Here is a 26725-nt window from a genome sequence, read left to right as displayed (position 1 = left end):
TTCAAAACATGGCGGGGCTCATAGGTGCGTTAGTCCCGTGCGGAATGCGGGCAAAGTGTGCAAAACTCGAAAATCATACAGACTGCTGATTTCAGCTATTGCGATTGTCCCAGAGATGTGCAGCCCAAAGCGCTCATTTGGGCTTTGAGTGCATCGAGGCGCTCTTGCTCGCCACTGTAGATGTTCCCGCTACCGACTATTTCATCATAGGATGCAATCAGTTTTAGGCAGCCCTCAGCGATAGCTCGGCTGAAAATAGTATCCTCTGGCACAGCCTTTGATTCATCCTGAACTTGAGGAGGCGTGGGATCAGGTTCAGAAGCAGATGCGCTCGTCGCGGCGATTCCCGACAATGCATTTAGCCGCGACTCGAGAAGCGAGATACGTTTTTCATAGTCGATAACATAAGTGATTCCTACGCCGGTGATCGTTAGGCCAACGGCAATGGCTCCCAAAAGCAAAGGATTTTCGGCCAATTCAGTATCTCGCCTGATAATAGTTTATGGACATACAGTATCCGATACCCGTCTGCGAGCCACTAGAAAATTTGGCTAACGCTCCGAAGGATGTGTTTCCTTAAGGAGGTTCTCAATGGTGTTAAGTTCCGCGCTGCTTCGCATGCCCGAGCAGGTAGTTGGAGGCGGTCGTCTCGACCTGTGAGCTTAAACCTGCCCGCGAATACTGTTAATCATCGCGTTAGTGGCAGTTCCACCGTTGCTTGGTTCGCAAGTGCGCGGCACTTCATCTGCAATGTTTACAGTAACTGTCCATTAATTTCCGCTAAGTCGGTCCATTGCGCACCACCTGTCGTAGCCATATTATTGCAGCCATTTGATGCGCCAAGCTTTGCAACTTGAACATCGCCGAAGAATTCAGCTGGTTGGCCGAGGTCATCCAGGATGATGCTGCACTCCGCAAAGCGCGCTAATTCTAGGGCATCAAGAAATGCTGGGATGCTCACTTGACGGTTATAGCGAGATTGCTCGCCATCCGACGGGATCGTTGGTTCAATCCCGAACTCGGGATGCTGGTGGGCGTGTTTTGCTTGGATGGTTGGCATCTCAATCACGTGCCCAAGCAATTGGAATATCCGCGTTGCAGTTTTGGGGTGGGAAGACAAGCCGTGCCCGAGCTTTTCATCTTCGCATTCAATCAGCATCATCATGCCAGATATAGCCGTCGCGCGCGCCCGAATAGTTTCCCAGCCATCACGAGAATATGCATCCAGCACCATCTCACTGGCTTCCGCATCGGCTTGCAACTCGAGACAAGGCTCAACTCTTGGCAAGTCTTCGAGCGCTATGCCCTCTAGGTGTCTTGTTGGTGCCTTTGAAACCCGCGACGCAATACTGAACATGTTGGCGTTTTTGACCTCAGAAAGGCTCAGCCGTCCAGTGAGATCAAAATGTCCAAGATCATAATGCAGCAGTTCGTGCGCCAACAGCCAAGTCAGGCTGTTTTGGATCATGTCATCGACTGTGCTTGGCATCCCACAATGTTTGTGCGCTGCCGTCCAGAAACTGACAACCGTCTCAAGCATTCCGAGTGATATCGTAATCACCAACTCTTCGCTTTCAATGTCGGCAGTCGCCCAGAACTCGGGTGAAGGTGACATTTCTAGTCTTGGAACTGACGGGAACGTCGAACCTGTTGTGGTCTCGTACTGTGTCAGCGCAGCTTCCATCGCTTGATACAACCGTTCTTCGACTGACGGGCATGTCTGTTCTTTTCTTTCATTGTTTGATGAGGTTGCTTCGCTCGTCACTTTCGTCATTCCACTGTCACTCTCGCCCCGCCGTGTGCCGCTTTTTCATGGGAAGCAGATAATCCCTTTCACCGCAAGGCGCGGCCCGCACCACTCCTCGCTGGACGCTCGGACCGGGTGGCGCATGCGGAGAAAGGATTGATCGGCTTTTACCCTTGCCATCGGCCAAATGGCTGGCCGAGATCAACAGAAAGGACATGCCATGACAAACGAAAACAAAACATCCCAAACCGAAACTCAAAACGCGCCAGATTGGGTCGTCAAAACTCCGAAGGCTTACGGTCGCAATCCCAAATTGGAGCGGATCGGCGTCGCATGGAATCGAGACAAAGATGAAGGTATCTGCATACGCATCGCAGGCACACAGATCATCGCTGACGATATCTATCTGTTTCCGGCGGCAGATGTCGTAAACAAAGCGACTGACACTTAGCAGCGTGATGGTACGTATCAGTTGGGAAAGTCGGAACATCCGGCTTTCTCCTAACACCCAACATAGTTCATATTGCCGCTTGCGATGACGGTGTAGGTTCCGCCGCGCTATCCTATGCAACGATGCGAAATCAAATTACTAGGTCGCACCCCAACGGAGACTGTGGCCTTAGCTCGCCTAGCTTCACACGACAAGCTCGTACGCTTGTGCCGAAGTGCGTGGCTTTGACGGGATTTCTGTGAGCTTAGTCACACATTCGGCTAAGTATCAAATAAACCGCCCTGATCACCGTCTCTGTCTAGCTCTCTATAAAACATGAACAAGTGGTCTAGAAAGTCTTGGCGTAGCTCGCGGTATTCGTAGTCGAAGTTCTGGATACGGTACTTCCGAACCCCTTTGATTTTTGGGTATTCAACGATACTAAGCTTGTATTGGTCGCGAGCCATGATTTTTGGCCGCGCTAGAGCCGCGACTATCATATCAAATTGCACACGCTTAAGGGGAGGTTCTGCCTTAGGATAGACAAATACCTCCCTAATACCTTCTTCGTTTCGAAGTGAAAAATCTGGCGCGAGGACTAAGCTGCGACTGTCCGACACTTTGAGTAGTGTGCTTTCAGCATCGATATATTCAGCATTAGCAAAACCAAGTGACTTATTCATCGCGTCGAACAGCCCGATTTTGGCCTCTGCTTCGCCCGGACCAATGCATGCCTTCAAGCTCAACCGTGCTTGCTCAACTGGCAGACCTTTGAGCACACTGCGCACACACACGAAAAGGCTATCATAGTTCCAAGTACCACCACCTGTCGCGTCATAGTTTTCAATGCTTTCGGCAATTCGAGAGTAAGCGGCGGGTGATGGAGTTCTAGCGATTGTGGGGTTGAAAAGTGTAAGAGCTCGAAGAAATGTTGATTTGTCGGTTTTGAGCATTGAGCACCTCCGAGCCAAACGATGGCCTGAGGCCCGCTTGAACTCAACACATAGAAGAACTGTTGCAGTCCGAAAATGAAACACTGACATCTGCAACTGAGTTTAGCGAAGAAGTCTTCAAGACTTCATGGGGTTGGACGTTGCGCAGCAACGTTTGCTTGCTCTTTCTTCCATTCATTGACGACTATGTTGTTCGCGACTAGCGTAAGCGAAAACAATGTGATCGCTGCGGCCGCAAAGGCCGTTTTTGCAATAAATTCTTGAGTGTCATTGGTCATGAAAAAATCTCCAAAAAAAAGTTTTATACTTAGAAATCACGATGGTAGCATAAATCGGCATGCTGTTTCAACATTTATTGCGCTTATTGCTGCTGGCATAGTTCTGGGAGTAAACATCCTTTCGGGTGTTACAGAAATCGAACTGCTATTTTTCTATCCTGCATTTGTCGTATTCTTAGGAGAGAGAATTGGTGCGATTCTGAATAACTCTGACCTAGCAGAAAAAATGTCGAAGACGCAGGAGGACATGGGTGTCTCCATAGGAAAATTCTCTGACGAGATTATCTCAAACATACGGGGTGCAAGCGAGGTAGTCAAATTCCCAGATTTAGACTCGGCGGTATCTTCGATTTATAGAGATATTTCATATGCGTCAGAGGTAAAGAATCTATTTATCGGTGATAGAGATCAGGAAAGAGCACTTGGGGCTCAAAGACTTGCTCCTCAACAACTCTATAAGAAGTTTCTGCGTGGGGAGAACGCTGTGGAATGGAGGGATGTTGTGGGTATTTCAGAGATTTATTCCCAGCGCTATCGAAAGCTAAATCTCAATAAAACGAACGCAAAAGTTACTATCAAAATTCTTAGGCACAGCCCGCCTCTTATTAATTTCATAGTATTGAAATACCCCGAAAAGAATGGAGTAAAGAACTTTAGAGAGGTCTATTTTGGCTGGATCGGTGGAATCGAAAAGGACGAAGCGTTTTTTTATTCCTGTGATGAAGACATTGTTGATTTGTTTGACAACGAACGCGATATCCTTTCGAAAACCTATGGATGGAGCGATAAGTACGTTGATGCTGAAGTTGTTGCGAATGGGGCGAGAAGCTCCGTTAAAGTGATAAGCGGGATCGATTTGGTTGATAAAGCAGGGTGGTGGGTTACGTGCAGTAGGCAAGGAAACACAGTGACTCGCTACGGGGTTTTTAGAGTTGTGTTTGAAGGAACCGGAACGAAAATAATAGGTTACATATTTGATGGCCAAAGAGAAATGCTTAACAAGATAGGCCACTCTAAGGAAATTTCTCACTATAAAGATCGAATTCACTTCGAATACTTAGAAGATAATAAACTGGATGGAACGATAAGCGGAACCTGTGGATACCGTTTCCATGCGATAGGAGAGGAGCCCCATCTTTCTGGATATGTCACAAGACACGATGACCAAATCAAAAGAGAGATAATTGGTTACAAGATGCCTAGTCACCTCAAACCCGAGAACGCTGAAGATATGAGTGCCATTAAAGCGGCACTAGATTCCGAATTTGAGAAGCTGAATCGCTTGTCTCTTGAGAGAAACAATAAGAACCAGTGAGAAGATCAAATCTAGTATGAACTTCGATGGCTCTACTGTAGTACAAGTTCGGACTTCATCCCAGTTCATACGCCAATCGGTCAGCTCGACGGATCAACTATTGTAATTGCCGACCTTAAGAAAAGTCGCGTGTTGTGTGTTGCGCTGGCCCATTTATGCCGCAACACTTTGGACATCTTACGGCATTGTTGAGTAGCGCTTAACTTAGGGATGACCACGTGATGTGGTTCATCAGAACCCGTTTGCACTGTAACCTATTCGGGCACTTTACAGCATAGATGAATACCGCTTTATGGCATTGATGAATACCGCAAGATGTGTGCGGTAGTACCGCACATCTTGGCAAGGGGGTCCGCTGCGCGCCCCCGTTGCATCCCCCTAGGTTGTGGCTGGTTTAGGGCATTGAGCCCTGAACCAGCCAGCAAACATATCGGTGTTTGATCCCTCGTCGGGGAGACTTCATCTCTCCCCAACACCCCATAGATCAACCCTGCGCGGATTGAATGCCGTCAGCTTGTCAAAGCTGAACCCGAGCAAGGAGATTTCACTCTCCCTGCACCCATCGACTTGGGAGGCGTTCCTGCCCCCAAGACCCCAGACCATGTTCATGGGGACTACACCACTTCGGCAACAAATAAGTTCTATCGGCAGAACCCAAAAAAAATGCGAGCAATGCGGGGTGGCTGTGTTTGGCGAACCCATCTTCAGCTTAAGAAGTAACCCAACAGAAGTCCAATCTCACGAGGCCTACACGCACTTCTGAAGATATCCCTTTGTGCTCAATCCGCGCGATCTTATGGGGAGTCGAGTATCAGCCCTGCCAAAAGCAAAGGGGCCAAACGCCAGTAAATGAAGCCAGTGTATCCCATAGAGTGCTATCTACGTTTTCAGCGACCACCGCGTAAGCCGCGAGATAGGACAGCATTTGGTTCGGAGATATATCTTGAAATCCATTCTGATTCTGAATTTCGTCATAAAAGGCATAATAGGTTTCGGAGTTTTCACTGAAAGCCTTCAGCATTTCCGCAACGTCTTCTTCGGGGAGTGGCGATACTTCATCTACGGTAGCCACGCCTGCGCTTACTCCACCTATCGTGCCAAATATTGGGCCCTGAAGCCACTCTGTGTTTTCGTAACCCGCAGGAGAAAACTCAACCCGCGCTCGATTGAATCGAGAAACTATGGAGCTAAGGCCTGCAAAGATTAACGGGTCGCTGATAGCATCAGATGCTAAAATCACTGACCGATCAATTGCACCCTGCGGGTCATTGGAAAAGTCTTGCCCAAGTGTCTTGCCGGGAAGCCATAGTAAAGAAGCTACGACTGCAATACAGTGATAGAGTTTTGTCATCTTTTGAGCCACGTAAGTCCGAGAATGGTTAAAAGCGCTCCAATAATAAATGTAAAAAACTGACCATTCGCTATTGAAGTAAGCGCGGTTGAGTCTTTAATTTCCTGAATTTTGTTGAAGTCTGTACCATCGAACTCAAGTGCCATTATGACTGGCGTTTTGTTTATCAGAGCACCGACAACCGCCCACGACGCCAAGCAGGATATACCCAGTAACGCGACTCCAACGATAAGCGCCCAATTGAGTTTGAGTGGAAGTATATCTCCCTCGCGTATTTTCAACTGAACCATCAACGCCGCCGTGCCACCCAGCAGCGCGGTGCTTAGCGAGAGAAGAAGTCCAGATTGATTCTGAATGCTCTCAATCAGAGCTTTCGCAGTATCCAAATCACTCAAAATAGCCACCCCAAATTATTTCAAGGCGTAAATACTGAATATGCTTCCACTTCCGAAGTCGCGAGTCAACTCTGATGTCAACCGTCGCTTCATTCTTTTCCTGATTATTATTGTTTTCACAGCTTCAAACTCTTCAAACAGACGTAAATCAACAGCAGTTTTGGCCTGCGACGCCGACCTTAATCCAAAACTCCAACTGTATTGATTGCCTTAGGGCTACCGCCCCCCAGCGCGGCTCAAAGGGTGGGTCCTCGCCATGCTCGCTTCATGAGCATTGCAGCTCCGCGTGGCTCTGGTCCCGTGTGGCAAGCACAAGCTTTTGATCCTTGCACCCCCGTTCCTCGGCGGAGGCCAAGCCTATACTCTGGCCCAGCAGGTTAGCCGTCAATGTAATCACAACGTGATTGGGAACCTCGATCGAAAGTTCCTGCTCGCGATATCTCTAGAAATCAGAGGTTAGACCTTTGATTTTTCTCATAACACCGAGTGAAACTTCTGGATATCAATTTGCTACAGCTCGCATTTTGCCAGAAGATTGAGTGTTATTGCGGCTGCTCTACTTTCATCAGAAGCGACTCAGAACGCTATCGACCAGCCATGTAACAGCGAGCGAAGAATAACTACAAAACGCTACCCACACTACCAAAGCAACCGGTATGAAGATAAGGCTGGCGACAACATAACGCCCCCACGGTGGTCTTCGATCCGGGGCATTTACCCACTCTTCCCCCGCTGCCGCTGTATATCCATTGAACCGAAACGTGTCATCTGCAACCCTATAGAATGCAGCGAACGTGGCTAGACCTGCAGCAAACATAGCGATACTGCCCACGAAACCCGGTAAACTATTGAACATCATGAAAGATAGAACAGAGCCGGACAATATGACTTGCGTAGCAGATTGAGCAACAAGACCATATGTTCCGTCAAAGTATAGCCAAGCTTGAAGGGTCGATTTAAATTTTGCACGAGAATAGTCTCGTATCCATAGCGAACAAAATGCCAGTCCAAACGCTGTCAGCGTAAATGAAATCGGAACTGTTAGCGACGCGAGAAGTGCAAAAACATCAGTTCCAACTTGCTCGCCAATGCTTAACACGACGTTGTTTGTGTTCGGTAGGAGTTCAGTATTGCTTGCAATGAATTTTGATAGATAGGTCAGTATTGCTGCGGGTATTCCAGCTAGTGCTGTTTCAGTCAAATTGTACTCCCATGGCCCCATAACCCGGTCATCTGAAGCACGATGTAGAGTTTTCAGGGTCGGGTCCGACTTTATCAATCGCCTAGTGTACAAGTAGCCTCGAACAAGGGTGAGGGGGCGAAAGAGTTTTCCAATTGCTTCGAACGCGGGATCACTCATCAAAATCCACTAAAAAATTTTTTCCTTATTGACCTTAATGTTATCGGAACCGGCAACACTCTGCCAACATGTATTCGTCAGCGAGTTCCACAGCATTTTGTTACAATTACCGGTCACGACCCAAATGCACGATCCGCTGAGGTTGACTTTGAAACAATTTTACGCCGATACCGGGAAAATTCCGCAAAACACAATGTATCCTGCCAGAAAGGGCGAATTCATTACATCAACACTAAAGGAGACTGACAATTAACCGTCTGATAGCGTTTGCTGTTTTGGAGGGCGTTTTGGCGGGTAGCTGGTAAATTCTGCCAATTTCTCTAATCAAATCAGATGTGGGACGACACATAGCTTTGCCACCAACTCGTCACTAAGTCTTTGATTTCAAACTAACTGGAGTTTCTCTCGCGCACCAGTTTTACCTTTGGGGCTTGGGGCGTCGGAGCAATTGGAAACATAGATTGTTCGTCCGGCCTTATAATTCTTGATTTTCTTGCATTGAGTCGGATTTTCATGGGCCTGGTCTGTGATGTTCGCAGAGATCAAAGGCAGTTTGGTCGCGAGTTGCGATCAAGGCAGTAGTTGCAATCGATCTACCTGCGGTTTGTCTGCGAGGCAGACCCTCTCCACTTTGCGCCTCTCAGGCTGTCAATGCTGCAACCTAATTCCGAGGCATCAAGTGCAGCCATTGCATTGGAAACCCGCGACCTTCTGACAGAAGCGCCCATTTGAAATCGTCACCGAGTTTTATGATTTTGTCCATTTCTGAGGTGTCTCGAGCGCTGCCATCGACATATTCGATGTTAAAATATGGACCGCAGAACTCTTCTATTGCCTTTAGCTTTGCATCTCCATCTTCAACCATTTGTGGATGAAGCTCGACCAGAAATTCTGACCTGCGAAAGTGGTGTAGGAATTCCTCAGTTAAGAGGTCGAATTCAACGCCTTCGATGTCAATCAAAAAGAAAATCTCGTCAGGTTGGGGGGACACGGTCGAGATTTTGTCAACTGCATTGTCTAGGGCATTGCCAAAAATGCTAACCCGCTCTTCAACCTCATTGTGTTTGGCTGTTTCCAGGATTACCTCACGACCCTTTTCCGAGATTTCAAAGCAGGCGCTCTTTTCGAACTGACCGACAGCTACAAGGCCGACGCCCCAAAAGCCGTCTGCGGCTCCGATATCCACCAGAACTCGCTTCTTTGACCGGCTCAAGATTTCCAGGTTTTGCTGCTCGTACAGGCCAAAGATCTTCGTGGCTGTATCAGAATGCTGACCCCAGAAAGCGTTCTCGGCGAAGCGAAACCCCGCCAGAGGTCCACATAAAACCTGCGAACGGCTCTGTTCCAACACATATTGTGAAAACTCGCTGCGGAATTTTCGTACGACACTTTTGACGTGTCGAAAACGCCTTTTTGGAAAGTGCATTCTTCTACCTTCTGTGTTCACCGAAACGGAAAGGTCTGCGTTAAGTTTCAAAGGCTCAAATCAGTCATTCACCCATGGCTAATTTGATTGTCTAAGAATTCAGCCGAAGCAAGAACCTGTGCAGAAGCGTTTTCGTTTGTCCGACAATTCTACAGGCGTCTGTTTCGACCGCCTAAACGACTGGGTATTTTTCAGGATTTACTCCGTGCCTCTGACAAACAAAATCGATGTAGCTTCCTTTGGGCGGAATACCTCCAAACTGAGAGCGGATGTTGCTTCGAGTTTCACCTAAGAAGTGATGGAACCGAGCCCAATCAGGTTCGTAGTCTTCAATTTCACGGGTCGGATCCAGGAAGCCTCTTCTGGGCCAGTACAGATGCCAATGCTGACCACGGTTGATTTCACCGGTGACGCTTAGTGCCCAGCGTGTGACACTGGGTCCGGTCGTCGTCCAGGGCAGGTCGTACAAAGTTATCGTTTCTCCTGCTTCATATTTGCTCACCAGTTTATCCAAATGGTCACGCCCCAACCAGAAAGGGATCGGAACTTCGGACTCCAAGAAGTTCAAAACCAGTTTCAAGGCCAGAGAGTTTTTGGGGAGGCGCAAAACGCAATTGTTTATCGCGCTTTTTCTTCTTACGACCCCGAACAGATAGTCGGATTTGATATCTAGCGGGTTAACACAATAGATATCTAGGTCGACCCAAACGTAGTCGGTCTCTTTTAGCATGTAGATACGGAAGATGTCTGAATAGACTGCCATGCGCCGGCGGCCACCTGCCAGGTTTTCCGTGTTTTCGTCTGAATAGATCTCTCTGGCGTCATGTAGAATAACGCCGATGGGCACATCGAGGCTCAGGTCTAGAACATACAGGTGAAAGGTGTACCCATGATCCAGAAAAGACTGGATGCATACTCGCTCCACACATGACAAGGCGGAACCGGACCAAAAGCTGGCGACTTCAAAATCCAAAGTTGTAATCCTTACTTATGGCGAGATTGGGTTCAGATGTGACTAGTGATTATCAGACTTGCGCGTCAACCAACATATGCTCAGCAATACAGCAACATAGAGGTCTAACGGTTACGTCAGATCGAACCATTTCGAGTCCCACGGCACGAACAGCAGATCGCAATCAGGAGCGTCCCTGTCTATCGGGCGCGGGGCCTCGATCAGTTCAAAACCGTGTTTGCCCATCTCGGCGACAAACTCGCTGAAGCGGTAGCCATCCTTGAAACGCCGTTTCACCGAAACCTCTGCAAGAACGAATTCCGTCCGTTTCAGGGTTTCGCGAGCCCCTCGGATCACGGCCAGCTCATTGCCTTCGGTATCGATTTTCAAACCAAAACGGCCGGGGATGTCACTGGTGTAGCTGTCGAGGCGTTTTTTAAGGACAATGCGTTTTTCCATATCCACGATACGGTTCTCATATTCCGCTGAAAAACCCGCAACTGTCGCCAATGACCGTCGTTTGCGATCCGTTGTGGGAATGATCAGTTCGACCTCACCTTCATCCGCGTCCAGCGCGACAATGTGAAGGTCATAGTCAATACGATCGCGCCAGGATGCGACCCGTTGGGTTGTTTCTTCGATGGGATCGAAAAGGATGAACTTTTTGTCGGGAAATGCTTCGTACAAGAAGGGCGTACCGGCATCGACACCAACGTCAAGGACTGTATCGACCTCGAACTCAAAACTCCCAAGGTTTGCCGATGTTACACCGCCCTGAATGACAGAAAGGCCGGCAGAGTTGAGCCGGCGCATGACTGGGCGCGGGCCAAGAAACTCGCCGGTTTCGAAGTCGACGACTTTCAGGCCAACGGATCGCAGCAATCGGCGAAAAGAGAATGCATCAATCTTCGGCATGTTTGACACCCTCGGGGGCAGAGCAGGTTTGTGTGGCAGCAGCGGGGGTGTCTTGCAATACTGCCTCGCGCAAAGCCTGGCTTTGAACTTCTGGTCGAATTGAAATGGCATGATCCATGCAAGCCGCGCGCAGTGCCAACAGTTCTTCTGTGTCGATATCAATAAGTTTTCGCATCTGGAACATCATGCCCCGCACCTTGCCATCGGTGTACAATGCCTGGTGCGCGGCTTCGGGCAGATGGTCCCTGAGTGCCTCGACATTTGGCCCAATGACAGGAAGGCCGAAGGTCAGCGCCAGATTGACCGATCCCGATGTGAGAATACGGCTGAAGGGCGCAACGCACACATGGCTGTTGGCGAGGATGTCGCGCAGTTCCTCATCCGGCAGATACCGGTCATGAAACCGGACATTGGGCATCGCTCTGATCGGCTGCTGCCCCCGACGCTCGCCTGCGATGACAGCGCCTGCGATGTCCAATTCCCAAGCTTGCTCGCGGATATTGAGTGCTTTCAGAGCCTGCCACATAAACCGACCGCCGCGGTTTTCCTGTACTTTGCCGATATGCACGAAACGGCGGTGTTCTGCGGGCGGCAGGGTGTCGCGTCGAGCCAGAGTGTCTTCGGCAGGTTCATAAACCCCCAAGTAACTGGGATGGGCGACGCGCAGGATCATATGCTGTGGGATGCGATAAGTCTGAGCCATCAAGGTGACCGCGTGGGGCGTGTGCAGGTGAATTTTATCTGCTTGGCGCACCAGCACGGCGCGACCTTTGTGGATCGCGTCCATATCCCTGCCAGAGTTATGCGGGTGGAAGTTGTGAACCGTCCATATGATTTTCACACCCTTGTCCCGAAGCGCTGCAAGACCAGCTTCGATCTTGGCAAAACGCTCCTCAGCGGGAATTTCATTCCTGCTGCCAAATTCGACCGTTTCCCAGTGAATCCAGTAGATATCACCGGCCTGCATAGGGGGTAATCCATCTGTGTAGAAGGCATTTAACCGGACAACCCGGACGTCATATTCCGTGAAGCTGCTGTAGATCATGCGCTGATACGGATTGTTTCCCAGCGGTGCGTTGGAAAAAATCGTTGGCATGTGCTCGACCTCTTGTTTCAGGCGTTTCAACGCAGTGCAATGTATCTGCTGCGCCCGCCTGTCTTCTGGAACCGCTTCTGACGCGCGGCCTGCGACATCCATGGGGCCAACAAACAGCCGCTCAATGTCTTTATTGGTGGTGCACGATGCACGGACCAAGTGGCAAGTTGCATCTTGAGGGGCGGGGCGGATTTGTTGACCTATCGTGTCTATGCGATCACGTGCGTGCGCTTGCAAAGCACAATATGGACCCGTAACAAAGCAGAGCAGCCAGGACTGTTGCGCAAGTCACCTAAGCCATGGTTTTACTTGCGGTCTTGAAGCACCGAACGCGGTTCAAGGATGAGAATAGATGAGACTTGTCGTATCCACGATGAAAGACGAAGGGCCGTTTATTCTTGAGTGGATCGCCTATTATCTTTCGATTGGGTTCACGCATTTCATTGTCAATTCGAACGATTGTTCGGATGGGACAGATGCCATCCTCAAACGCTGCGCAGAGCTTGGCTTTCTGACCCATATCGATAATCCAGGACCTTGGGAACACGGTCCGCAGGCCTCTGCCTACACAAACGCGATGAAGCATCCCTGGTACAAAGAAGCCGAGTGGATCATGGTCTGCGATGTGGATGAGTTTTTTGACATTCGCATCGGTGACGGAACTCTCGATGACTTGTTCCAGGCTCAGCCCAATGCCGACGGGTTTGCAGCGCTATGGCAGTTGTTTGGGCACAATGGGGTTGTCGATTTTGAAGATCGTTTTGTGATCGAACAATTCACCAAAGCTTGCGAATTGGGTGCGGTTCTGCCGCAGAACCTGCGCGCGTTTAAGTCCCTGATCCGAAACAACGGGTCTTATCATTCTCTAAACACACACCGTCCGCGTGGGCCGGTAGCGAATAAAGCAGAGAGTTTCGCCTGGATTGATGGAGATGGGGACCCTTTGCCGCCCGCGATGCGTCGCAGGGGGTGGGCCTTTTCGACAACCGGCGCCGGGTTCGGGGGCAGCCTGTTTCGGATGAACCACTATGCTGTGCGATCCATCGAAAGCTATTTGATGAAACGCGTCCGCGGCGACGTGAACACCACAGCCTTTCACCCAAAGATGGAGACCACCGGACAGGCGTACTGGCACCTTCACTGCTACAACGAAGTCGAAGAAACTTCGATCCTGTCGAAAGTTGCGCGTCTTCGCGAAACCTACGAGCGACTACGTTCAGACGATGAATTGGATACGTTACACCAACAGGCAGTGGCGTTTCATAAGAACCGGATCGGCGCAATTCGAGAAACCGAGGCCGCCATTGGTTTTGTCAAGAAATACAAAAGCTTCAAAGGCGGCCAGAATGTAAAGGCCCTTGATCTGGGCGTCGTCGAAGAGGCCAATGTGTCCTTCGATCCAGAAACTTACAAAGACCCGAATGTTACCTTTGCGCAGGTTGCCAAGTGGAATCGCATTGGGCAGATGGCGAACGCACAAAATTCCAAGCCGAACAATTACCCTTGGTTCGTGCGGCTGGACGCGTTGGACACGCCTTTCGTGCATGAACAAGCAGCCGCATTGCATGCACAGATCACTGAGCCAACGCAGGTTTCCGTGCCCTTTGATCCAAAGGACGTAAGCCATCTCCCGGCTGTCTCGCCCGAGATCGAAAGGACCGCTAAGCAGCGACGCAGTTTTCTAAAATCAATCAGTGGCAAGAAATCCTGGGTCCTGATCGGGCAGGTTGAAACCGAAATTGTCGAGGAAATATTGGCGCTGCCATCTGTCTCGAAACTTTCGATACTGGCGCCATGGGGGCTGACGTGGAACGGTTTCGCCTGTGCCGATACAACGCGAAATCCCGAACTGCAGGCGTTGGATCGCGCGTTCTATGCATTTCTGGAGTGTTTTCGCGAACCCATTCTGTCTGGTCGATTGCGTGTCTATCGGGCGATGCCGCCCCTTATGCTCAAGCTGTTTCCGGTTGAATCCGTAGGAGTGGCAGTAATCAGAGGCGTCCGGTCCGAGCGGGTTATGAATGGTTTGCTGCGCAGGATTGACCGTGTGCTGGCCCCTGGGGGCAGCATCGCCTTCACCACTTATCGCCGTCGCGGGGGTGGCTCATATGGCGGGATGAATGCGGCCATCAACACATTTCTGGGGCAGAATGCCAGCCGATACAGGATAACCAGCCTGCAACCACCGTGGCTTGGGATCGACAAATTACCACCACTTAACGCAGAAGAGACTTAGCTTCTGGTTCTTGAAGGGCTGGCGTGATAACGATGGCTCAAAGAACAAAAACGGGTTCTGTGCAAGGCTTAAACCCGTCTGCGATGTGAGGTCGAGATGTCAGAAGAACCCAAGGTGATTGGCGTAGCGCCGGGAAGCCAGCCCAAACCGAAGGCGGACAAGGCGACCAAGCGCAAAAACTCGAAAGACGCCATCCGGCGGACCTTTCTGTCCCGCTTGCCCAAAGGTGGGGTCGCGGTTGAGATCGGTGTCTGGCAGGGTGAGTTTTCTCCGACCATACTGAAGCTGTTGGAGCCCAGTCAGTTGTTCCTGATCGACCCTTGGAAACATATCGGGGAAGAGTCGCACACCACAGCCTTTGTCGGCCGGACCGAAGACGAGAAGATGGAAGCCATCTTCCAGAAGGTAAAAAAGTCGTTTGAGAAAGAGATCGAAGACGGAAAGGTTGGCATTATACGTGACTTCTCAGTCCCGGCTCTGAACCTGTTCGATGATGAAAGCATATCCTTTGCCTATGTGGACGGTGACCATTCTTACGAAGGTGTTTCGGCGGATCTGGCTGCGCTGTTTCCCAAGATGAAGATTGGCGGCATCATGGCATTCGACGATTACCATCGCCGCGGCTGGTGGGGGGATGGGGTCATACGCGCCGTGAACGAATTCCTGGGTCAGTATCCAAGGCATCTGCGCATCAGAGCCATTGCGGGTGCGCAAATTGCGATCGAGAAAATCGAACCTCAGGTCGATAGTAAGGACTGATCTGGCCACGTATTGAGACCGAGCGCATCAGATGCAAAACCCTGAGAAAATCGTCATCTCGGCCATGAAAAATGAAGGGCCTTACATCCTTGAATGGGTGGCCCATCATAAGGTGCTCGGCTTTGACAACATCATCGTCTACACCAACGATTGTTCGGACGGGACAAACCGTATCCTGCGACGGTTGCAAGAGCTTGGGCATGTCGAATTTCGACGCAACCGGGTCGGGGCCGGAGGAATTCACCGATCAGCCCTCAGGCAGGCGCGTCGATTGCCGATCGTGAAAGACGCAAAGTGGATTTATGTTTGCGACGCGGACGAGTTTCTGAATATTCACGTTGGCAACTGCAAGGTTGACGATCTGATCGAGGCGACGCCCGACGTGGATGTGATCTCGGTCCCCTGGAAGATATTCTCAAACAATAGTCGACATGTGTTGCGTGATGCACCGATTACGGCTCAATTCGATGACGGCGAACTGGATTTCGAGCAGGGCGGAGCCGGGCGGCGTTTCGTGAAGTCGATTTTCCGGCAAGGCGAGTTTTATAATCGTTTCGGTTTACACAACCCACATCCTAAACCCGAATTCCAGTCCAGCGTATTCCGGTCCGTGGCGGGTGGGCATGCCAGAGAGCCCGCACCTTTCGGCAACCATGTCTCGCCGCCATTTGGGTTTGAGATTGCACAGATCAACCACTATGCCGTGCGCTCAACCCAGGCGTATCTGGCCAAGCGTAGCCGTGGACGGGCAAATCATTCGTCTCAGACACTTGGAACCGACTATTGGGATCGCTGGAACAGAGGCGGCTCCAAGGACGAAACTATCCTGCGTTATCAGGACGAAACGGCCGAGATATTGGAGCAGTTCAAATCAGACGAAACCCTTCAGCGTTTGCATCGTAAGGCGTTCCGCTGGCATAAAGAGCTGATCTCGAACCTGATGCAGATCCCAGAGTATGAGCAACTATATCAACGACTTGTGGAGAAACCCGCCGCAAGCTTTGTGAAACAGGATCGCGGTGTGCGCGATCGCGTCACCAGCCAAGATGTGCCGCGCTCATCCAGCCAAAATCAACCGGAAATGTGACCTAAGACCCCGGAGTATCAACGCAATGGTTGTCGACCCCAAGCTCCCGACGATTGGAATGCTCTGGTTGGAAGGCTCGCTGAGCTTTCTTGAGCAGATGTGTCTGCTGTCTTTCGTTGCGAATGGACACAAAGTAGTTCTGTTCCACTATGGCGAGGTCGAAAACGTCCCTGAAGGCATTGAACTGGTATCGGCGAATGAGATTCACGAGCCCAAACAGTTCATCATGAGCAATACGTTCAATACACCGGTGCCTCAGTCTGATATCTTCAGACTTCAGTTGATGAAGAAAACCGATTTCCTCTGGTGCGATACAGATGTGATTGCTTTGGCGCCGATACCAAAAGCGGATCACATCTTTGGGTTTTTCAACAAAACCACAATTTGCAACGCTGTGATGCGTTTGCCGTCAGACAGTCCTGCTTTGAAAGCTTACACCGAATACAGTTTGGATTCATTTCCCATCCGGCCTTGGGTTGAAGGCGAGGAGAGACAGCGGCTTGAAAAGATGAAACAGTCTGGGGAACTGCCACACGCATCGGATCAAGATCACAGCGTTTACGGGCCTGACGTCATGACTTGGTTTCTCAGGCATCACGGAGAGATAGAGCACGCCAGCCCGCCACCGGTCTTTTACCCTTTGCCGTTTCGTCAGACGGGGCAAGCAAATGACATTTCTGTCCGCGAATTTCGCAACACCTACATCAAAGATGAAACACTGGCCGTGCATCTTTGGGGGCGCCGCATGCGGTGGTGGATTGCCAAAGGCATAAAGCGGCATTCTTTCTTGGATCGGCGCCTGCGTGGATTGGGTATTCGGCCCGCTGATGCGCCTTTACCAATTAAGGGCAGGGGCGCTCCTAAGGCTATTCAGTTCCCAGATATGCTTCCTGATCTGCGCGTGACCGACGAACAAATTAGTGCGGCAACGGAGGGAAAGATGCCCGTTGCACTTTTGTCGGACCGCCGAGACTACCTAAGGTTTGCTCAACGCGAGTTGGACAGAATAAAAGATCAAGGTCTCTACCAAGTGCACGAAAAACCGCGCGCTGGCCATCTGCGCGGTTGGGACCATTACCATAGCGACCCCGCGCGACTGAATGCGTTGATGCTGTCGCTGTTTCGATTTGCCAAAAATCACCGCTACTTGCCTGACCTGTCAGCGCCTGCCACGTTGACTGAAAAGCTGTTGATTATGAAGCTTTTTGCCGAGTTTCCTGTTGTCAGTGCGGCTGACAAGCTGACCGCAGAGGAGTTTGTGCCTGATGAGGCAAGAGCTTTGCTGACGCCGGTTCAGAGATATTGGGTCTCATCTGATCCGGTCCTTTCCGAACTTGACCTCAGTGCGGGAAGTTATTGGCTTAAGTGCAATAATGCTCAGGGAAAAAATCTTCGTCTAACATGGCCTATTTCCGGAGAGGCATTGCGCCACGCGAACCGGAACCTTGAAATTTGGAGCAAGAGCCCGGTTCCGCATGGCTACTGGGCGGCCGAATGGTGGTATTCAACCATCGACACGCGGTATTTTATAGAAGAAGACCTCGCTGCTGAAGGTGAAGATATCATCGACTGGAAATTCTGGGTTGTCGCCGGGCGGGTTCAGCTGGTTCAGGTCGACCGAGATCGCTCGCGCGGGCACGTGCAGATGATCCACGACCGGGATTTCAGCTTTATTCCCAAAGAGCTGTACTTCAAGACCAGCGAAGATACGGAGCCGAAGCCAGAACGCTATGACGATATGGTGCAGATCGCCGAAGCGATAGGTCAGCGGGTCGAGTTCGCACGGGTCGATCTTTATGCGATTGGCGACAAGATTTACCTTGGTGAAATCACGCTCTGTCCGTTTGGCGGGAAACGCCAGATGCGCACGCCAGAGCTGGACACTCAGTTGGGCGATGCGTGGACGGGCACGCGACTGTTCCCGAACTAAAGCAACACTGGTTTAGTCTAGGGATATCTCTTGCCGCAGGTTGCCGGTCGTCTTGTCGAAGATCAGAATGCGGTTGTCGTCGGTCACCAAGGCATACCAGTTGCTGCCAATCGTCACCGCCTGTGCGCGTGCCCCATCGGGCAACTCGACCTGATCGGGCAGGGTGGGCGTGCGGTCCGATAGGCGGATGACAATCAGTGCGAATGTCACTAGAACCCCGCCAATCATCACCGCGGTCAGCAGCATGACCATGCGCCGCAGCAATCGCAATTGCGGCGTCTCTTGCGGTTGGTCTTGGGGGTCGGAAGGAACAGTCATGGGCACCCGCCAGATAGAGTTTCAGATTGCGGCCGATCCGCCGCCTCGTCTTGATAAGGCGCTTTCGCGGGATGTGCCAGCCGATGAGAACCTGTCGCGCACGCGTCTGGCGCGACTGATCGAAGAAGGTGCTGTGTCAATTGACGGTGCCCTCATCCTCGATCCGAAATACAAAGTGCCCGAGGGGGCTGCGGTGACCATCAGGGTCGCCGAAGCCGAAGACAGCCATATCGGCCCCGAGGATATTCCGCTGGAGATTGTCTTTGAAGACCCCGACCTGATCGTGATGAACAAACCGGCGGGCATGGTGGTTCACCCGGCACCGGGTTCACCCAATGGCACGCTGGTGAATGCGCTGCTGCATCATTGCGGCGACGATCTTTCAGGTGTTGGTGGCGTCAAACGCCCTGGCATCGTTCATAGAATAGATAAAGAAACCAGCGGCTTGCTGGTCGTAGCTAAATCAGATTCCGCGCATCACGGGTTGGCCGCCCAGTTCGAGGCGCATAGTGTCGAGCGCTACTATCGCGCCATCTGCTATGGGGTGCCCGATGCCAACGATCCGCGACTGCGCGGGGTAAAAGGCGTTAGCTTCGAGCCAGGCAACATCATGCGGCTAACCACGCAACTGGCCCGGCACAAGACGGATCGACAAAGACAGGCCGTGCTGTTCCATGGCGGGCGTCATGCCGTCACGCGGGCACGAGTCGTTGAAAGCTTTGGCAACCCGGCGGGGCTGGCGTTGATCGAATGCTGGCTGGAAACCGGTCGCACACATCAGATCAGGGTGCACATGGCCCATGCCGGGCACGGGCTGGTGGGCGATCCGGTCTATGGCGGCAAGCGCAAGCTGACGGCCAAAGCCTTCAGCGCCATTACTGCCGAGGCCGTGCGCGCCTTTCCGCGACAGGCGCTGCATGCTGCTGTTTTAGGCTTTGAGCACCCTGTAACGGGTGAAAACCTGCGGTTTGAGGCTGAATTGCCCGCCGATATGCAGAATTTGATCGACACTCTGCGCGCTCCACTGACATAATCCGCAAACTGTTGTGAGTAAGTCTTTCTTATCTTTCCTTTACCAAAGCTTAATTCCAAACTGTTAACGGTACCTCTTGAAAGGGGTGGGTTCCTTACCTATCTCCTATGTTAAAGAAGTAAACATTTGTCGGAGGGACATCAAATATGGCAAATTACGCAAATCTCCCCGCACCGACGCCCGAGGGCGGCCTGAACCGCTATATGCAGGAAATCCGCAAATTTCCCCTGCTGGAGCCGGAAGAAGAATACATGCTCGCCAAGCGTTGGGTGGAAGAGCAAGATACTGAAGCCGCACATAAAATGGTCACGTCGCATCTGCGTCTGGCGGCCAAGATCGCTATGGGTTATCGCGGCTATGGTCTGCCGCAGGCCGAAGTGATTTCCGAAGCAAATGTGGGCCTGATGCAGGCCGTGAAAAAGTTCGATCCCGAAAAAGGATTCCGGCTGGCGACCTATGCGATGTGGTGGATTCGCGCTTCGATCCAGGAATACGTTCTGCGGTCATGGTCGATGGTCAAGCTGGGCACCACCTCGGCGCAAAAAAAGCTGTTCTTTAACCTGCGCAAGGCAAAGGCGCGTATCGGTGCGCTTGAGGAAGGAGACCTTCGGCCGGAAAACGTCAAACAGATCGCCGAAGATCTGGGCGTTACCGAAGAAGAAGTGATCAGCATGAACCGCCGTATGTCCGGTGGTGATGCCTCGTTGAACGCGACCGTCGGGTCCGAGGGCGAAGGCACAATGCAGTGGCAGGACTGGCTTGAGGATGAAGATGCCGACCAGGCCGGCGATTATGAGGCCCGTGATGAGTTGCACGCACGGCGAGAGCTGCTGGCAGCTGCGCTGGAGGTGCTGAATGATCGCGAAAAAGACATCCTGACACAGCGCCGTCTGATGGATCAGGCTGTCACGCTGGAAGAATTGAGCACGCAGTACAATGTCAGTCGCGAACGCATTCGCCAGATCGAAGTGCGCGCCTTTGAAAAGCTGCAGAAAAAGATGCGCGAACTGGCCCGCGAAAAGGGCATGCTCAGTACGAACTAAAAGTACATTGAATGTAGATCGAGCCGGCTCTATCCCGTTGAGCCGGTTTTCTTTTGGCTGATCGGATGGAAAGCGGCATGACAACACCGTCATCTCCCGCTACATAGAAATCCGCAATGGTTGCGCTAACGGAAGGGGAAAATGCAGAAACCGGTTCGATGGGGCGTTCTTGGCGCCTCGAAATTCGCGCAACAGTATCTGGCCCCTGCGATCCACGCAGCGGACGGCGCACAGCTTTATGGGCTTGCGACTTCGGACCCGACCAAGGCCGCCCCGTTTCAGGCGTTCTGCCCTGACCTTAATATCTATGACAGCTACGATGCAATCCTGGCGGACCCTCAGATTGATGCAGTCTACATCCCTTTGCCAAATCACATGCATGTGGAATGGAGCTTGAAGGCACTGGACGCAGGCAAGCATGTTCTGTGTGAAAAACCGATGACCATGCGCACAACAGAGTTCGACGCCTTGATCGACAAACGCGACCAGACCGGTCTGTTGGCGGCTGAGGCTTACATGATCGTTCATCATCCGCAGTGGCAGTTGGTGCGTAAGCTGATCGCCGATGGAGCCATCGGCAAACTGGCGCATGTGACCGGCGCGTTCAGCTTTGACAACCGCGCGGATACTGGAAACATCCGCAACAAGGCGGAAACGGGCGGCGGCGGCCTGCGGGACATTGGCGTCTATGTGATTGGCTCGGCGCGTTTTGCAACGGGGCAGGAACCCGACAGCGTTCAATCCGCCATCCGCTGGCAAAACGACATCGACATCTTCACTGAAATCCGCGCGCAGTTCCCAGACTTCACGTATTCAGCCTATGTCTCGATCCGGATGCACCCGCATCAGGAGATGGTGTTTCACGGCGAAGGCGGCGTGATCCGCCTGACCGCCCCGTTCAACGCGCGGGTCTTTGGCGAGGCTCGGGTGGAGCTGCACCGCCCCGGGCTTGAGGTACAGGTCACGCGCTTTCCGGGCGATGACCATTATAAGCTGCAGGTCGAAGCGTTTTGCCGGTCTGCGCGCGACGGTGGCGACTACCCATGCCCGCTGGAATTCTCGCACGGGACGCAACGGATGATTGATCAGGTGTTTGAAGGGGCGGTGGCCCTGTAACTTGCCTTACCTGCTGGCTTGGTTATCCTGACCGCCTTGAACACAGGAGAGAGGCTATGGCAGGCGGTTGGGCACGCGACGGCGCGGTAAGCGAACAGATCGAGGCGTCGATATCGGACGAGCTGGCCCGCATGCAGGCGCAAAAGCAACCTGTGGGTGAAAGCCTGACTCATTGTGCGGAATGCGAGGAACCGATTCCCGAAAAACGCCGCACCGCCTTGCCGGGCGTGAAATTGTGCCTGGACTGTCAGCAGGAGCGGGATGGCGCGTTCAATGCGCGCGTTGGGATCAATCGGCGCGGGTCGAAGGATAGTCAGTTGCGGTGAAGTGGCTAACTATGCACCATTTTGCGGGTTCTTTATCGTAACAGTTTTTTCTTCGGTGTCTTCCAGTATCGTCATATCGTCCCAGTTTTTGGCTATCAAAACCTCGTTCAAGGATGATCCAGAAAAAAGCGATTGTAGAAACGATACGTCGTCCATGCTGGACCTGCGCATTTCTGTGCTTCTTTGGAAGGTGATACGAGGAGGGAGTTTGCCGCCCAATCGAACTGCGATGTAGCCGTCTTTATCCAAATTATAAGTCATAAAGTGAGCTGGGCAGGTTGAATCTTGGTCGATTGAGCCAGAGTGCTCTTTAACTCTAAGAACCAGTGATCGTAGGGCAGAATAGTTGTCTTCTGACCAGATCTCGCTGGTTTGCTTATTTATTTCGTCCACTACATTGCTGTTATCAGAAGTAAAAACGGGATATCGAGCGTCGGCTAAAACAAAATTTTGGAGCTTTTTGAACCGAGCGTTGTCGCCTTCAACGGATGGGAAAGCGACACACTTTGCCAGCTTTTTGTAGTTGTGTCCCAAGCGTTTGACATCTCTTGAAAACATGGTTTCAGAACAGCCAATGTAAGCTTTTGCCAAACCTGCTTTCAAAAACATTTCGACTGCGTAACCAAGTGTTAGCATCGAGGCGCGGGGCAAACCCTTCAACAAACTCCAGTCAATAGACCGATTTGGCTGCTCCTTTTCGCGCGATGCCATGTCAGAACGCATTGCACGCCATTGGTTTCGCAATGCTTCTGAGGTAGCCAAAAGACCATCTCCCTCATTTATCCAAGCGCTAGGAGAGTACCCCCCAGCACTCTTTCTTGTCAGGATAGATGCATTTGTTTGCCTCACCCCTCCATCGCCTCCAGCTCATCAATGAAGCCGGAAATCATCGATAGGCCCTTGTCCCAGAATTTCGGGTCGCTGGCATCCAGTCCAAACGGGGCGAGCAGATCCTTGTGGTGCTTGGAACCTCCGGCACGCAGCATGTCGAAATACTTGTCCTCAAACCCCTCGGCGCCGCTTTCATAAACCGAATAGAGTGCGTTCACGAGGCCGTCGCCAAAGGCATACGCATAGACATAGAAGGGCGAGTGGACGAAATGGGGGATATAGGCCCAGAAGGTCTCATAGCCGTCCATGAACTCAAATGCAGGCCCAAGGCTTTCGGCCTGTACGCTCATCCACAGGGCGTTGATGTCATCGGGGGTCAACTCGCCTTCGCGCCGGGCGGCATGCAGTTTGCATTCGAAGTCGTAAAACGCGATCTGGCGGACCACCGTGTTGATCATATCTTCGACCTTACCGGCCAGCAGAACCTTGCGCTGTTCCGGAGTCTCCGCCTGATCCAGCATTTTACGGAAGGTCAGCATTTCGCCGAAGACCGAAGCAGTTTCCGCCAGTGTCAGCGGGGTCGAGGACAGCATTTCACCCTGATCAGCAGCCAGTACCTGGTGCACACCATGGCCCAGCTCGTGCGCCAGGGTCATCACGTCGCGCGGTTTGCCGAGATAGTTGAGCATCACGTATGGGTGCACGTCAGTCACGGTAGGGTGCGCAAAGGCACCCGGCGCTTTGCCGGGCTTTACGGCCGCATCAATCCAACCTTTTGAGAAGAAGGGTGAGGCGATCTCACCCATGCGCGGATCAAAGGCGTTGTAGGCGTCCATCACCGTCTTTTCGGCCTCATCCCAGCCGACGATACGTGTGTCTTCCATTGGCAAGGGTGCGTTGCGGTCCCAGACTTGCATGACGTCCAGACCCAGCCACTTGCGTTTCAGCTCATAGTACCGATGGCTCAGCTTGGGGTAGGCGGCCACAACCGCTTCGCGCAGGGCCTCGACCACTTCGGGTTCCACATCGTTCGACAGATGGCGACCGGTCTGCGCGGTTGGCATGTTGCGCCAGCGGTCGACGACTTCCTTTTCCTTGGCTTGCGTGTTGTGGACGCGAGCGAAGGTTTTGACATTGTCCTGAAACACGGCTGCCAATTCACGCGCGGCGGCTTCGCGTTTGCTGCGGTCCTGCTCGGTCAGCAGGTTCAGGGTGCCTTCGATGTTAAGCTCTTCGCCGTCAACGTCAAAGGTCAGACCCGCGATGGTCTCGTCGAATAGGCGTTCCCAGGCATCGCCAACAACGCCTAGATCGTGCAGGAATTTTTCCAATTCGTCAGAGAGTTGATAAGGCTTCATCGCACGGATGCGACGGAAGACGGGCTCGTACCGCGCCAGATCAGCATTGGCCGCGAAATGCGCTTTGAGCACATCATCGTCGATGCGATTAAGTTCCAGCGTGAAAAACACCAGCGGCGTGGTAAAGATGGTGATCTTTTCCTGCATGTCCGACAGGAATTTCGCGCGATCCGCATCGGTGGTCAGCTGATAATAGCGCAAGCCAGCAAAGGACATGATCCGTCCGGCAATTCCATTGATCTTCTCGTTGCGCAATACGCAGGTCAGCAGGCCATCGGCATCCAGATCGGCCAACTTGCCTTCGTAGTCTGACGCGAAAGAGGCGCATTCGCCGTCCAGCCAATCCAGATCATGTGCCAGTTCGGGTGCGTCTTCTGAGGCATAAAGATCGCTCAGATCCCATTCCGGCAGGTTGCCCAGGTTGTCGGTACCACCGACAGCATTTGCATCACGGACGGGAAAAGGGAGGTCGCGCATAGATCACCTTTTGAAACTGCTTTGGCAAACATCTAGGGCTGCCGCGTCGGGATCACAAGCGGACAGTTGGCGCATTGGGGCTCAACTCGGCCCAAGTTGCGCTCTACGATTGGTGTGACAGAAAATGAGCCGCCAGCTGATCCAGCACCGGGCCACGCACATCAGGCGCTTCCATCAGCACTTCGTGTTCACCATCGGGGATCTCAACCAGCGTGCCGTTCGGCCAGTTTGCCATCCGGGCGCGTATCGCCTTGCGGTCCACGATTTGTTCGTGGCTGCCCAGGAAGGCCAGGCAAGGTGTATCAGGGGCAGGCTGATCCATTAGCCAGGCGCATTCTGAAAGCGCCTCGCGCAGCCACCGGTTGGACGGGGCGCCAAGTGACAGATCGGGATGTGCGGTCAACTGATCCTGCATCATTTTGTACATTGCCGGATCGCGGGTCAGCATATTGTCTTCGAAAGGCTGCGACAGCACATAGCTTTCTAACGAGGTCGTCGGCGGTGTCCGTTCGCCCAGGCCAAGTGCAGTGCCCCAATAAGCCGTCAAACGGCTGAGCGGCTTCATGACAGGGGTGAAGAAAATGCCCCACATCGGGCCGGTGAAGGCACAGGCGGCAAAGCATCCCTGTTCGACAACCGCGCGAAACCCGATGGCCCCACCCATCGAGTGCCCGATCACATACCAGGGTTTCGGCAGGTTAAGCTGCGTGGCCAGATCGATGACGGCCTGCACGTCATGCTGATAGTCCGGGAAACGGTCGACATGGCCAATGCGCGGGTTGTCCAGTAACCGATCTGCCAAGCCCTGACCGCGCCAGTCTACGGCCAGCATGGCGAACCCGCGTTGGGCAAATTCAGCGGCTGTGCTACCGTATTTTTCAATGTATTCGGTTCGGCCCGGAAACATAAACACCGTGCCGTTTGCATCACCCTGAGGCCGCCAATGGGCCATGCGAATACGGGGCCCGTCCGTCGTCAGCAGCCAATGAGCCGCACCACCGGCGGGACCGCCGGCCACATCTTCGAAAAAGGGGGCCGGCGACAGTTCCATCAGGCCAGCACCGAGGCGAGCTTCATCGCCACGCCCATGTCGCCATCAACGCTCAGCTTGCCAGACATGAACGCGCCCGTGGGGTTCAGTTCGCCGCTGAGAATCTCCTGAAACGTATCGGCATCGGCGCTTAGGGTGACGTCTGCCTCGTCATCGCTGATGCGCGCACCGTCTGAATCCAGAATGATTGCGCCCAGATCGGCAATCGCGAATTTGGCCGAGGCGTCGAATTCGCCACCCGCCAGTTTTTCATTCAGCGCGGATACGGCTGCTTCCAAAGTGTCGCTCATCGTGCTCCTCATTTTGTTTGTGCGCCGTGAATGGACATCCCCGGTCGCAACGCTACACTGAGCATTGTTATGGGTATTGCAACAAACAATCTCAAAGGTACCGTTGCGGCAATCGCGCTGCTAGTCATGATTTCCGGAACTTGCGTCGCGCAAGAGGCTGATTCCCGGGATGAGACTCAGTTGTTACAGCAACTGGCGCAATCAACGCCGCAGCAGGCAATTGGTTTGGATCGGCAGCTTCAGGCGCTTTGGTCGCAATCCGGCTCTGCCTCGGCGGACTTGCTGCTAGAGCGCGGGCGAGAGGCATTGGATGATGGGGATGTCGAAACCGCAATTGAGCATCTGACAGCCCTGACAGATCACGCCCCTGATTTCGCCGAAGGCTGGCACCTGCGGGCATCGGCATTTTTTGGGCAGGAGCGGTTCGGCATGGCCGCTGCCGATCTGGAATACGCCTTGACCCTGAACTCCAATAACTACGAAGCCATTTATGGGCTGGGCCTGATTTTTGAGGTTGTGGGCAAGCCCAAGCGCGCATTCGATGCCTATCAGCGTGCACTGGCTATACATCCCCATCATGAAGAAGTAACCAATGCGGTGAATCGACTAAAGCCTCAGGTCGAAGGCTCAGCTCTCTGAGACACTGGGGCAG

Annotated in this window: 27 protein-coding genes; 11 read left to right on the top strand and 16 right to left on the bottom strand. The window is 52.5% G+C overall.

Annotated elements, in window-relative coordinates:
• Window positions 1–95 precede the first annotated feature (95 nt).
• Entirely contained in the window at window positions 96–476 is a 381-nt protein-coding gene (locus ACR0EL_RS04800; RefSeq protein WP_480498680.1) for a hypothetical protein, read from the bottom strand.
• Between the two features lie 278 nt (window positions 477–754).
• The gene (locus ACR0EL_RS04795; RefSeq protein ID WP_480498678.1) at window positions 755–1774 is read right to left on the bottom strand and encodes a hypothetical protein; all 1020 of its coding nucleotides are present in this window, start codon (window positions 1772–1774) and stop codon (window positions 755–757) included.
• 193 nt (window positions 1775–1967) lie between these two features.
• Between ACR0EL_RS04795 and ACR0EL_RS04790 the strand changes: the two genes are divergently transcribed.
• Entirely contained in the window at window positions 1968–2198 is a 231-nt protein-coding gene (locus ACR0EL_RS04790; protein WP_480498676.1) for a hypothetical protein, read from the top strand.
• Window positions 2199–2458: 260 nt separating this feature from the next.
• On the opposite strand, the gene ACR0EL_RS04785 is transcribed toward ACR0EL_RS04790, so the two are convergent.
• Together ACR0EL_RS04785 and ACR0EL_RS04780 are read right to left on the bottom strand one after the other, a co-directional pair.
• Entirely contained in the window at window positions 2459–3130 is a 672-nt protein-coding gene (locus ACR0EL_RS04785; RefSeq protein ID WP_480498674.1) for a hypothetical protein, read from the bottom strand.
• A 125-nt stretch (window positions 3131–3255) separates the two neighbouring features.
• Window positions 3256–3408 carry a hypothetical protein gene (locus tag ACR0EL_RS04780; protein ID WP_480498672.1) on the bottom strand — a complete coding sequence of 51 codons (153 nt, stop codon included), beginning with the start codon at window positions 3406–3408 and terminating at the stop codon, window positions 3256–3258.
• Between ACR0EL_RS04780 and ACR0EL_RS04775 the strand changes: the two genes are divergently transcribed.
• The gene (locus ACR0EL_RS04775) at window positions 3407–4723 is read left to right on the top strand and encodes a hypothetical protein (RefSeq protein ID WP_480498670.1); all 1317 of its coding nucleotides are present in this window, start codon (window positions 3407–3409) and stop codon (window positions 4721–4723) included. The two genes, ACR0EL_RS04780 and ACR0EL_RS04775, sit on opposite strands and share 2 nt — an antisense overlap.
• 811 nt (window positions 4724–5534) lie before the next feature.
• On the opposite strand, the gene ACR0EL_RS04770 is transcribed toward ACR0EL_RS04775, so the two are convergent.
• The 7 genes from ACR0EL_RS04770 to ACR0EL_RS04740 form a co-directional block, all read right to left on the bottom strand.
• Window positions 5535–6074: a hypothetical protein gene (locus ACR0EL_RS04770; protein WP_480498668.1), complete on the bottom strand. Its 540-nt coding sequence runs from the start codon at window positions 6072–6074 to the stop codon at window positions 5535–5537.
• A complete protein-coding gene (locus tag ACR0EL_RS04765) occupies window positions 6071–6469 on the bottom strand; it encodes a hypothetical protein (protein ID WP_480498667.1) in 399 nt (132 codons plus the stop codon). The genes ACR0EL_RS04770 and ACR0EL_RS04765 overlap by 4 nt, the downstream gene beginning before the upstream one ends.
• Before the next feature lie 565 nt (window positions 6470–7034).
• Window positions 7035–7670 carry a hypothetical protein gene (locus ACR0EL_RS04760; RefSeq protein ID WP_480498665.1) on the bottom strand — a complete coding sequence of 212 codons (636 nt, stop codon included), beginning with the start codon at window positions 7668–7670 and terminating at the stop codon, window positions 7035–7037.
• A gap of 820 nt (window positions 7671–8490) precedes the next feature.
• Window positions 8491–9255, bottom strand: coding sequence for a hypothetical protein (locus ACR0EL_RS04755; RefSeq protein WP_480498663.1), 765 nt, complete (start codon window positions 9253–9255; stop codon window positions 8491–8493).
• Between the two features lie 172 nt (window positions 9256–9427).
• On the bottom strand, window positions 9428–10228 hold the full coding sequence (locus tag ACR0EL_RS04750) for a glycosyltransferase family 32 protein (RefSeq protein ID WP_480498661.1): 801 nt from the start codon (window positions 10226–10228) through the stop codon (window positions 9428–9430).
• A 111-nt stretch (window positions 10229–10339) separates the two neighbouring features.
• Entirely contained in the window at window positions 10340–11122 is a 783-nt protein-coding gene (locus tag ACR0EL_RS04745) for an FkbM family methyltransferase (RefSeq protein WP_480498659.1), read from the bottom strand.
• The gene (locus ACR0EL_RS04740) at window positions 11109–12377 is read right to left on the bottom strand and encodes a glycosyltransferase (protein ID WP_480498657.1); all 1269 of its coding nucleotides are present in this window, start codon (window positions 12375–12377) and stop codon (window positions 11109–11111) included. Before ACR0EL_RS04740 ends, ACR0EL_RS04745 begins: the two co-directional genes overlap by 14 nt.
• A gap of 193 nt (window positions 12378–12570) precedes the next feature.
• Between ACR0EL_RS04740 and ACR0EL_RS04735 the strand changes: the two genes are divergently transcribed.
• From ACR0EL_RS04735 to ACR0EL_RS04720, 4 genes are all read left to right on the top strand, one after another.
• On the top strand, window positions 12571–14454 hold the full coding sequence (locus ACR0EL_RS04735; protein WP_480498655.1) for a glycosyltransferase family 2 protein: 1884 nt from the start codon (window positions 12571–12573) through the stop codon (window positions 14452–14454).
• A 96-nt stretch (window positions 14455–14550) separates the two neighbouring features.
• Entirely contained in the window at window positions 14551–15213 is a 663-nt protein-coding gene (locus ACR0EL_RS04730; RefSeq protein ID WP_480498653.1) for a class I SAM-dependent methyltransferase, read from the top strand.
• 31 nt (window positions 15214–15244) lie between these two features.
• A complete protein-coding gene (locus ACR0EL_RS04725; RefSeq protein WP_480498651.1) occupies window positions 15245–16300 on the top strand; it encodes a glycosyltransferase family 2 protein in 1056 nt (351 codons plus the stop codon).
• A 25-nt stretch (window positions 16301–16325) separates the two neighbouring features.
• Window positions 16326–18230, top strand: a complete 1905-nt coding sequence (locus tag ACR0EL_RS04720) for an ATP-grasp fold amidoligase family protein (RefSeq protein WP_480498649.1) — start codon at window positions 16326–16328, stop codon at window positions 18228–18230.
• Between the two features lie 12 nt (window positions 18231–18242).
• Here ACR0EL_RS04720 and ACR0EL_RS04715 read toward each other — a convergent pair whose 3' ends face one another.
• The gene (locus ACR0EL_RS04715) at window positions 18243–18548 is read right to left on the bottom strand and encodes a DUF6476 family protein (protein ID WP_480498647.1); all 306 of its coding nucleotides are present in this window, start codon (window positions 18546–18548) and stop codon (window positions 18243–18245) included.
• Here ACR0EL_RS04715 and ACR0EL_RS04710 point away from each other — a divergent pair.
• The 4 genes from ACR0EL_RS04710 (at window position 18547) to ACR0EL_RS04695 (ending at window position 22066) form a co-directional block, all read left to right on the top strand.
• Window positions 18547–19581, top strand: coding sequence for an RluA family pseudouridine synthase (locus ACR0EL_RS04710; protein ID WP_480498645.1), 1035 nt, complete (start codon window positions 18547–18549; stop codon window positions 19579–19581). The genes ACR0EL_RS04715 and ACR0EL_RS04710 overlap by 2 nt on opposite strands.
• Before the next feature lie 146 nt (window positions 19582–19727).
• Window positions 19728–20624 carry an RNA polymerase sigma factor RpoH gene (gene rpoH / locus ACR0EL_RS04705; protein WP_353007844.1) on the top strand — a complete coding sequence of 299 codons (897 nt, stop codon included), beginning with the start codon at window positions 19728–19730 and terminating at the stop codon, window positions 20622–20624.
• Between the two features lie 141 nt (window positions 20625–20765).
• A complete protein-coding gene (locus ACR0EL_RS04700; RefSeq protein ID WP_480498643.1) occupies window positions 20766–21740 on the top strand; it encodes a Gfo/Idh/MocA family protein in 975 nt (324 codons plus the stop codon).
• Between the two features lie 56 nt (window positions 21741–21796).
• Window positions 21797–22066: a DksA/TraR family C4-type zinc finger protein gene (locus tag ACR0EL_RS04695; protein ID WP_480498641.1), complete on the top strand. Its 270-nt coding sequence runs from the start codon at window positions 21797–21799 to the stop codon at window positions 22064–22066.
• Between the two features lie 9 nt (window positions 22067–22075).
• Here ACR0EL_RS04695 and ACR0EL_RS04690 read toward each other — a convergent pair whose 3' ends face one another.
• From ACR0EL_RS04690 to ACR0EL_RS04675, 4 genes are all read right to left on the bottom strand, one after another.
• On the bottom strand, window positions 22076–22828 hold the full coding sequence (locus tag ACR0EL_RS04690; protein ID WP_480498639.1) for a hypothetical protein: 753 nt from the start codon (window positions 22826–22828) through the stop codon (window positions 22076–22078).
• 83 nt (window positions 22829–22911) lie between these two features.
• On the bottom strand, window positions 22912–24732 hold the full coding sequence (locus ACR0EL_RS04685) for a M3 family oligoendopeptidase (protein ID WP_480498637.1): 1821 nt from the start codon (window positions 24730–24732) through the stop codon (window positions 22912–22914).
• 103 nt (window positions 24733–24835) lie between these two features.
• Window positions 24836–25783: an alpha/beta hydrolase gene (locus tag ACR0EL_RS04680; protein ID WP_480498635.1), complete on the bottom strand. Its 948-nt coding sequence runs from the start codon at window positions 25781–25783 to the stop codon at window positions 24836–24838.
• A complete protein-coding gene (locus ACR0EL_RS04675; RefSeq protein ID WP_170532712.1) occupies window positions 25783–26073 on the bottom strand; it encodes an SCP2 sterol-binding domain-containing protein in 291 nt (96 codons plus the stop codon). Before ACR0EL_RS04675 ends, ACR0EL_RS04680 begins: the two co-directional genes overlap by 1 nt.
• Before the next feature lie 69 nt (window positions 26074–26142).
• Between ACR0EL_RS04675 and ACR0EL_RS04670 the strand changes: the two genes are divergently transcribed.
• Window positions 26143–26712, top strand: a complete 570-nt coding sequence (locus tag ACR0EL_RS04670) for a tetratricopeptide repeat protein (RefSeq protein ID WP_480498632.1) — start codon at window positions 26143–26145, stop codon at window positions 26710–26712.
• Window positions 26713–26725: the final 13 nt, after the last annotated feature.

The organism is Ruegeria sp. AH12, assembly GCF_056541465.1.
The sequence above is the reverse complement of the archived record's forward strand: the minus strand, read 5'-3'. Positions and strand labels throughout refer to the sequence as shown.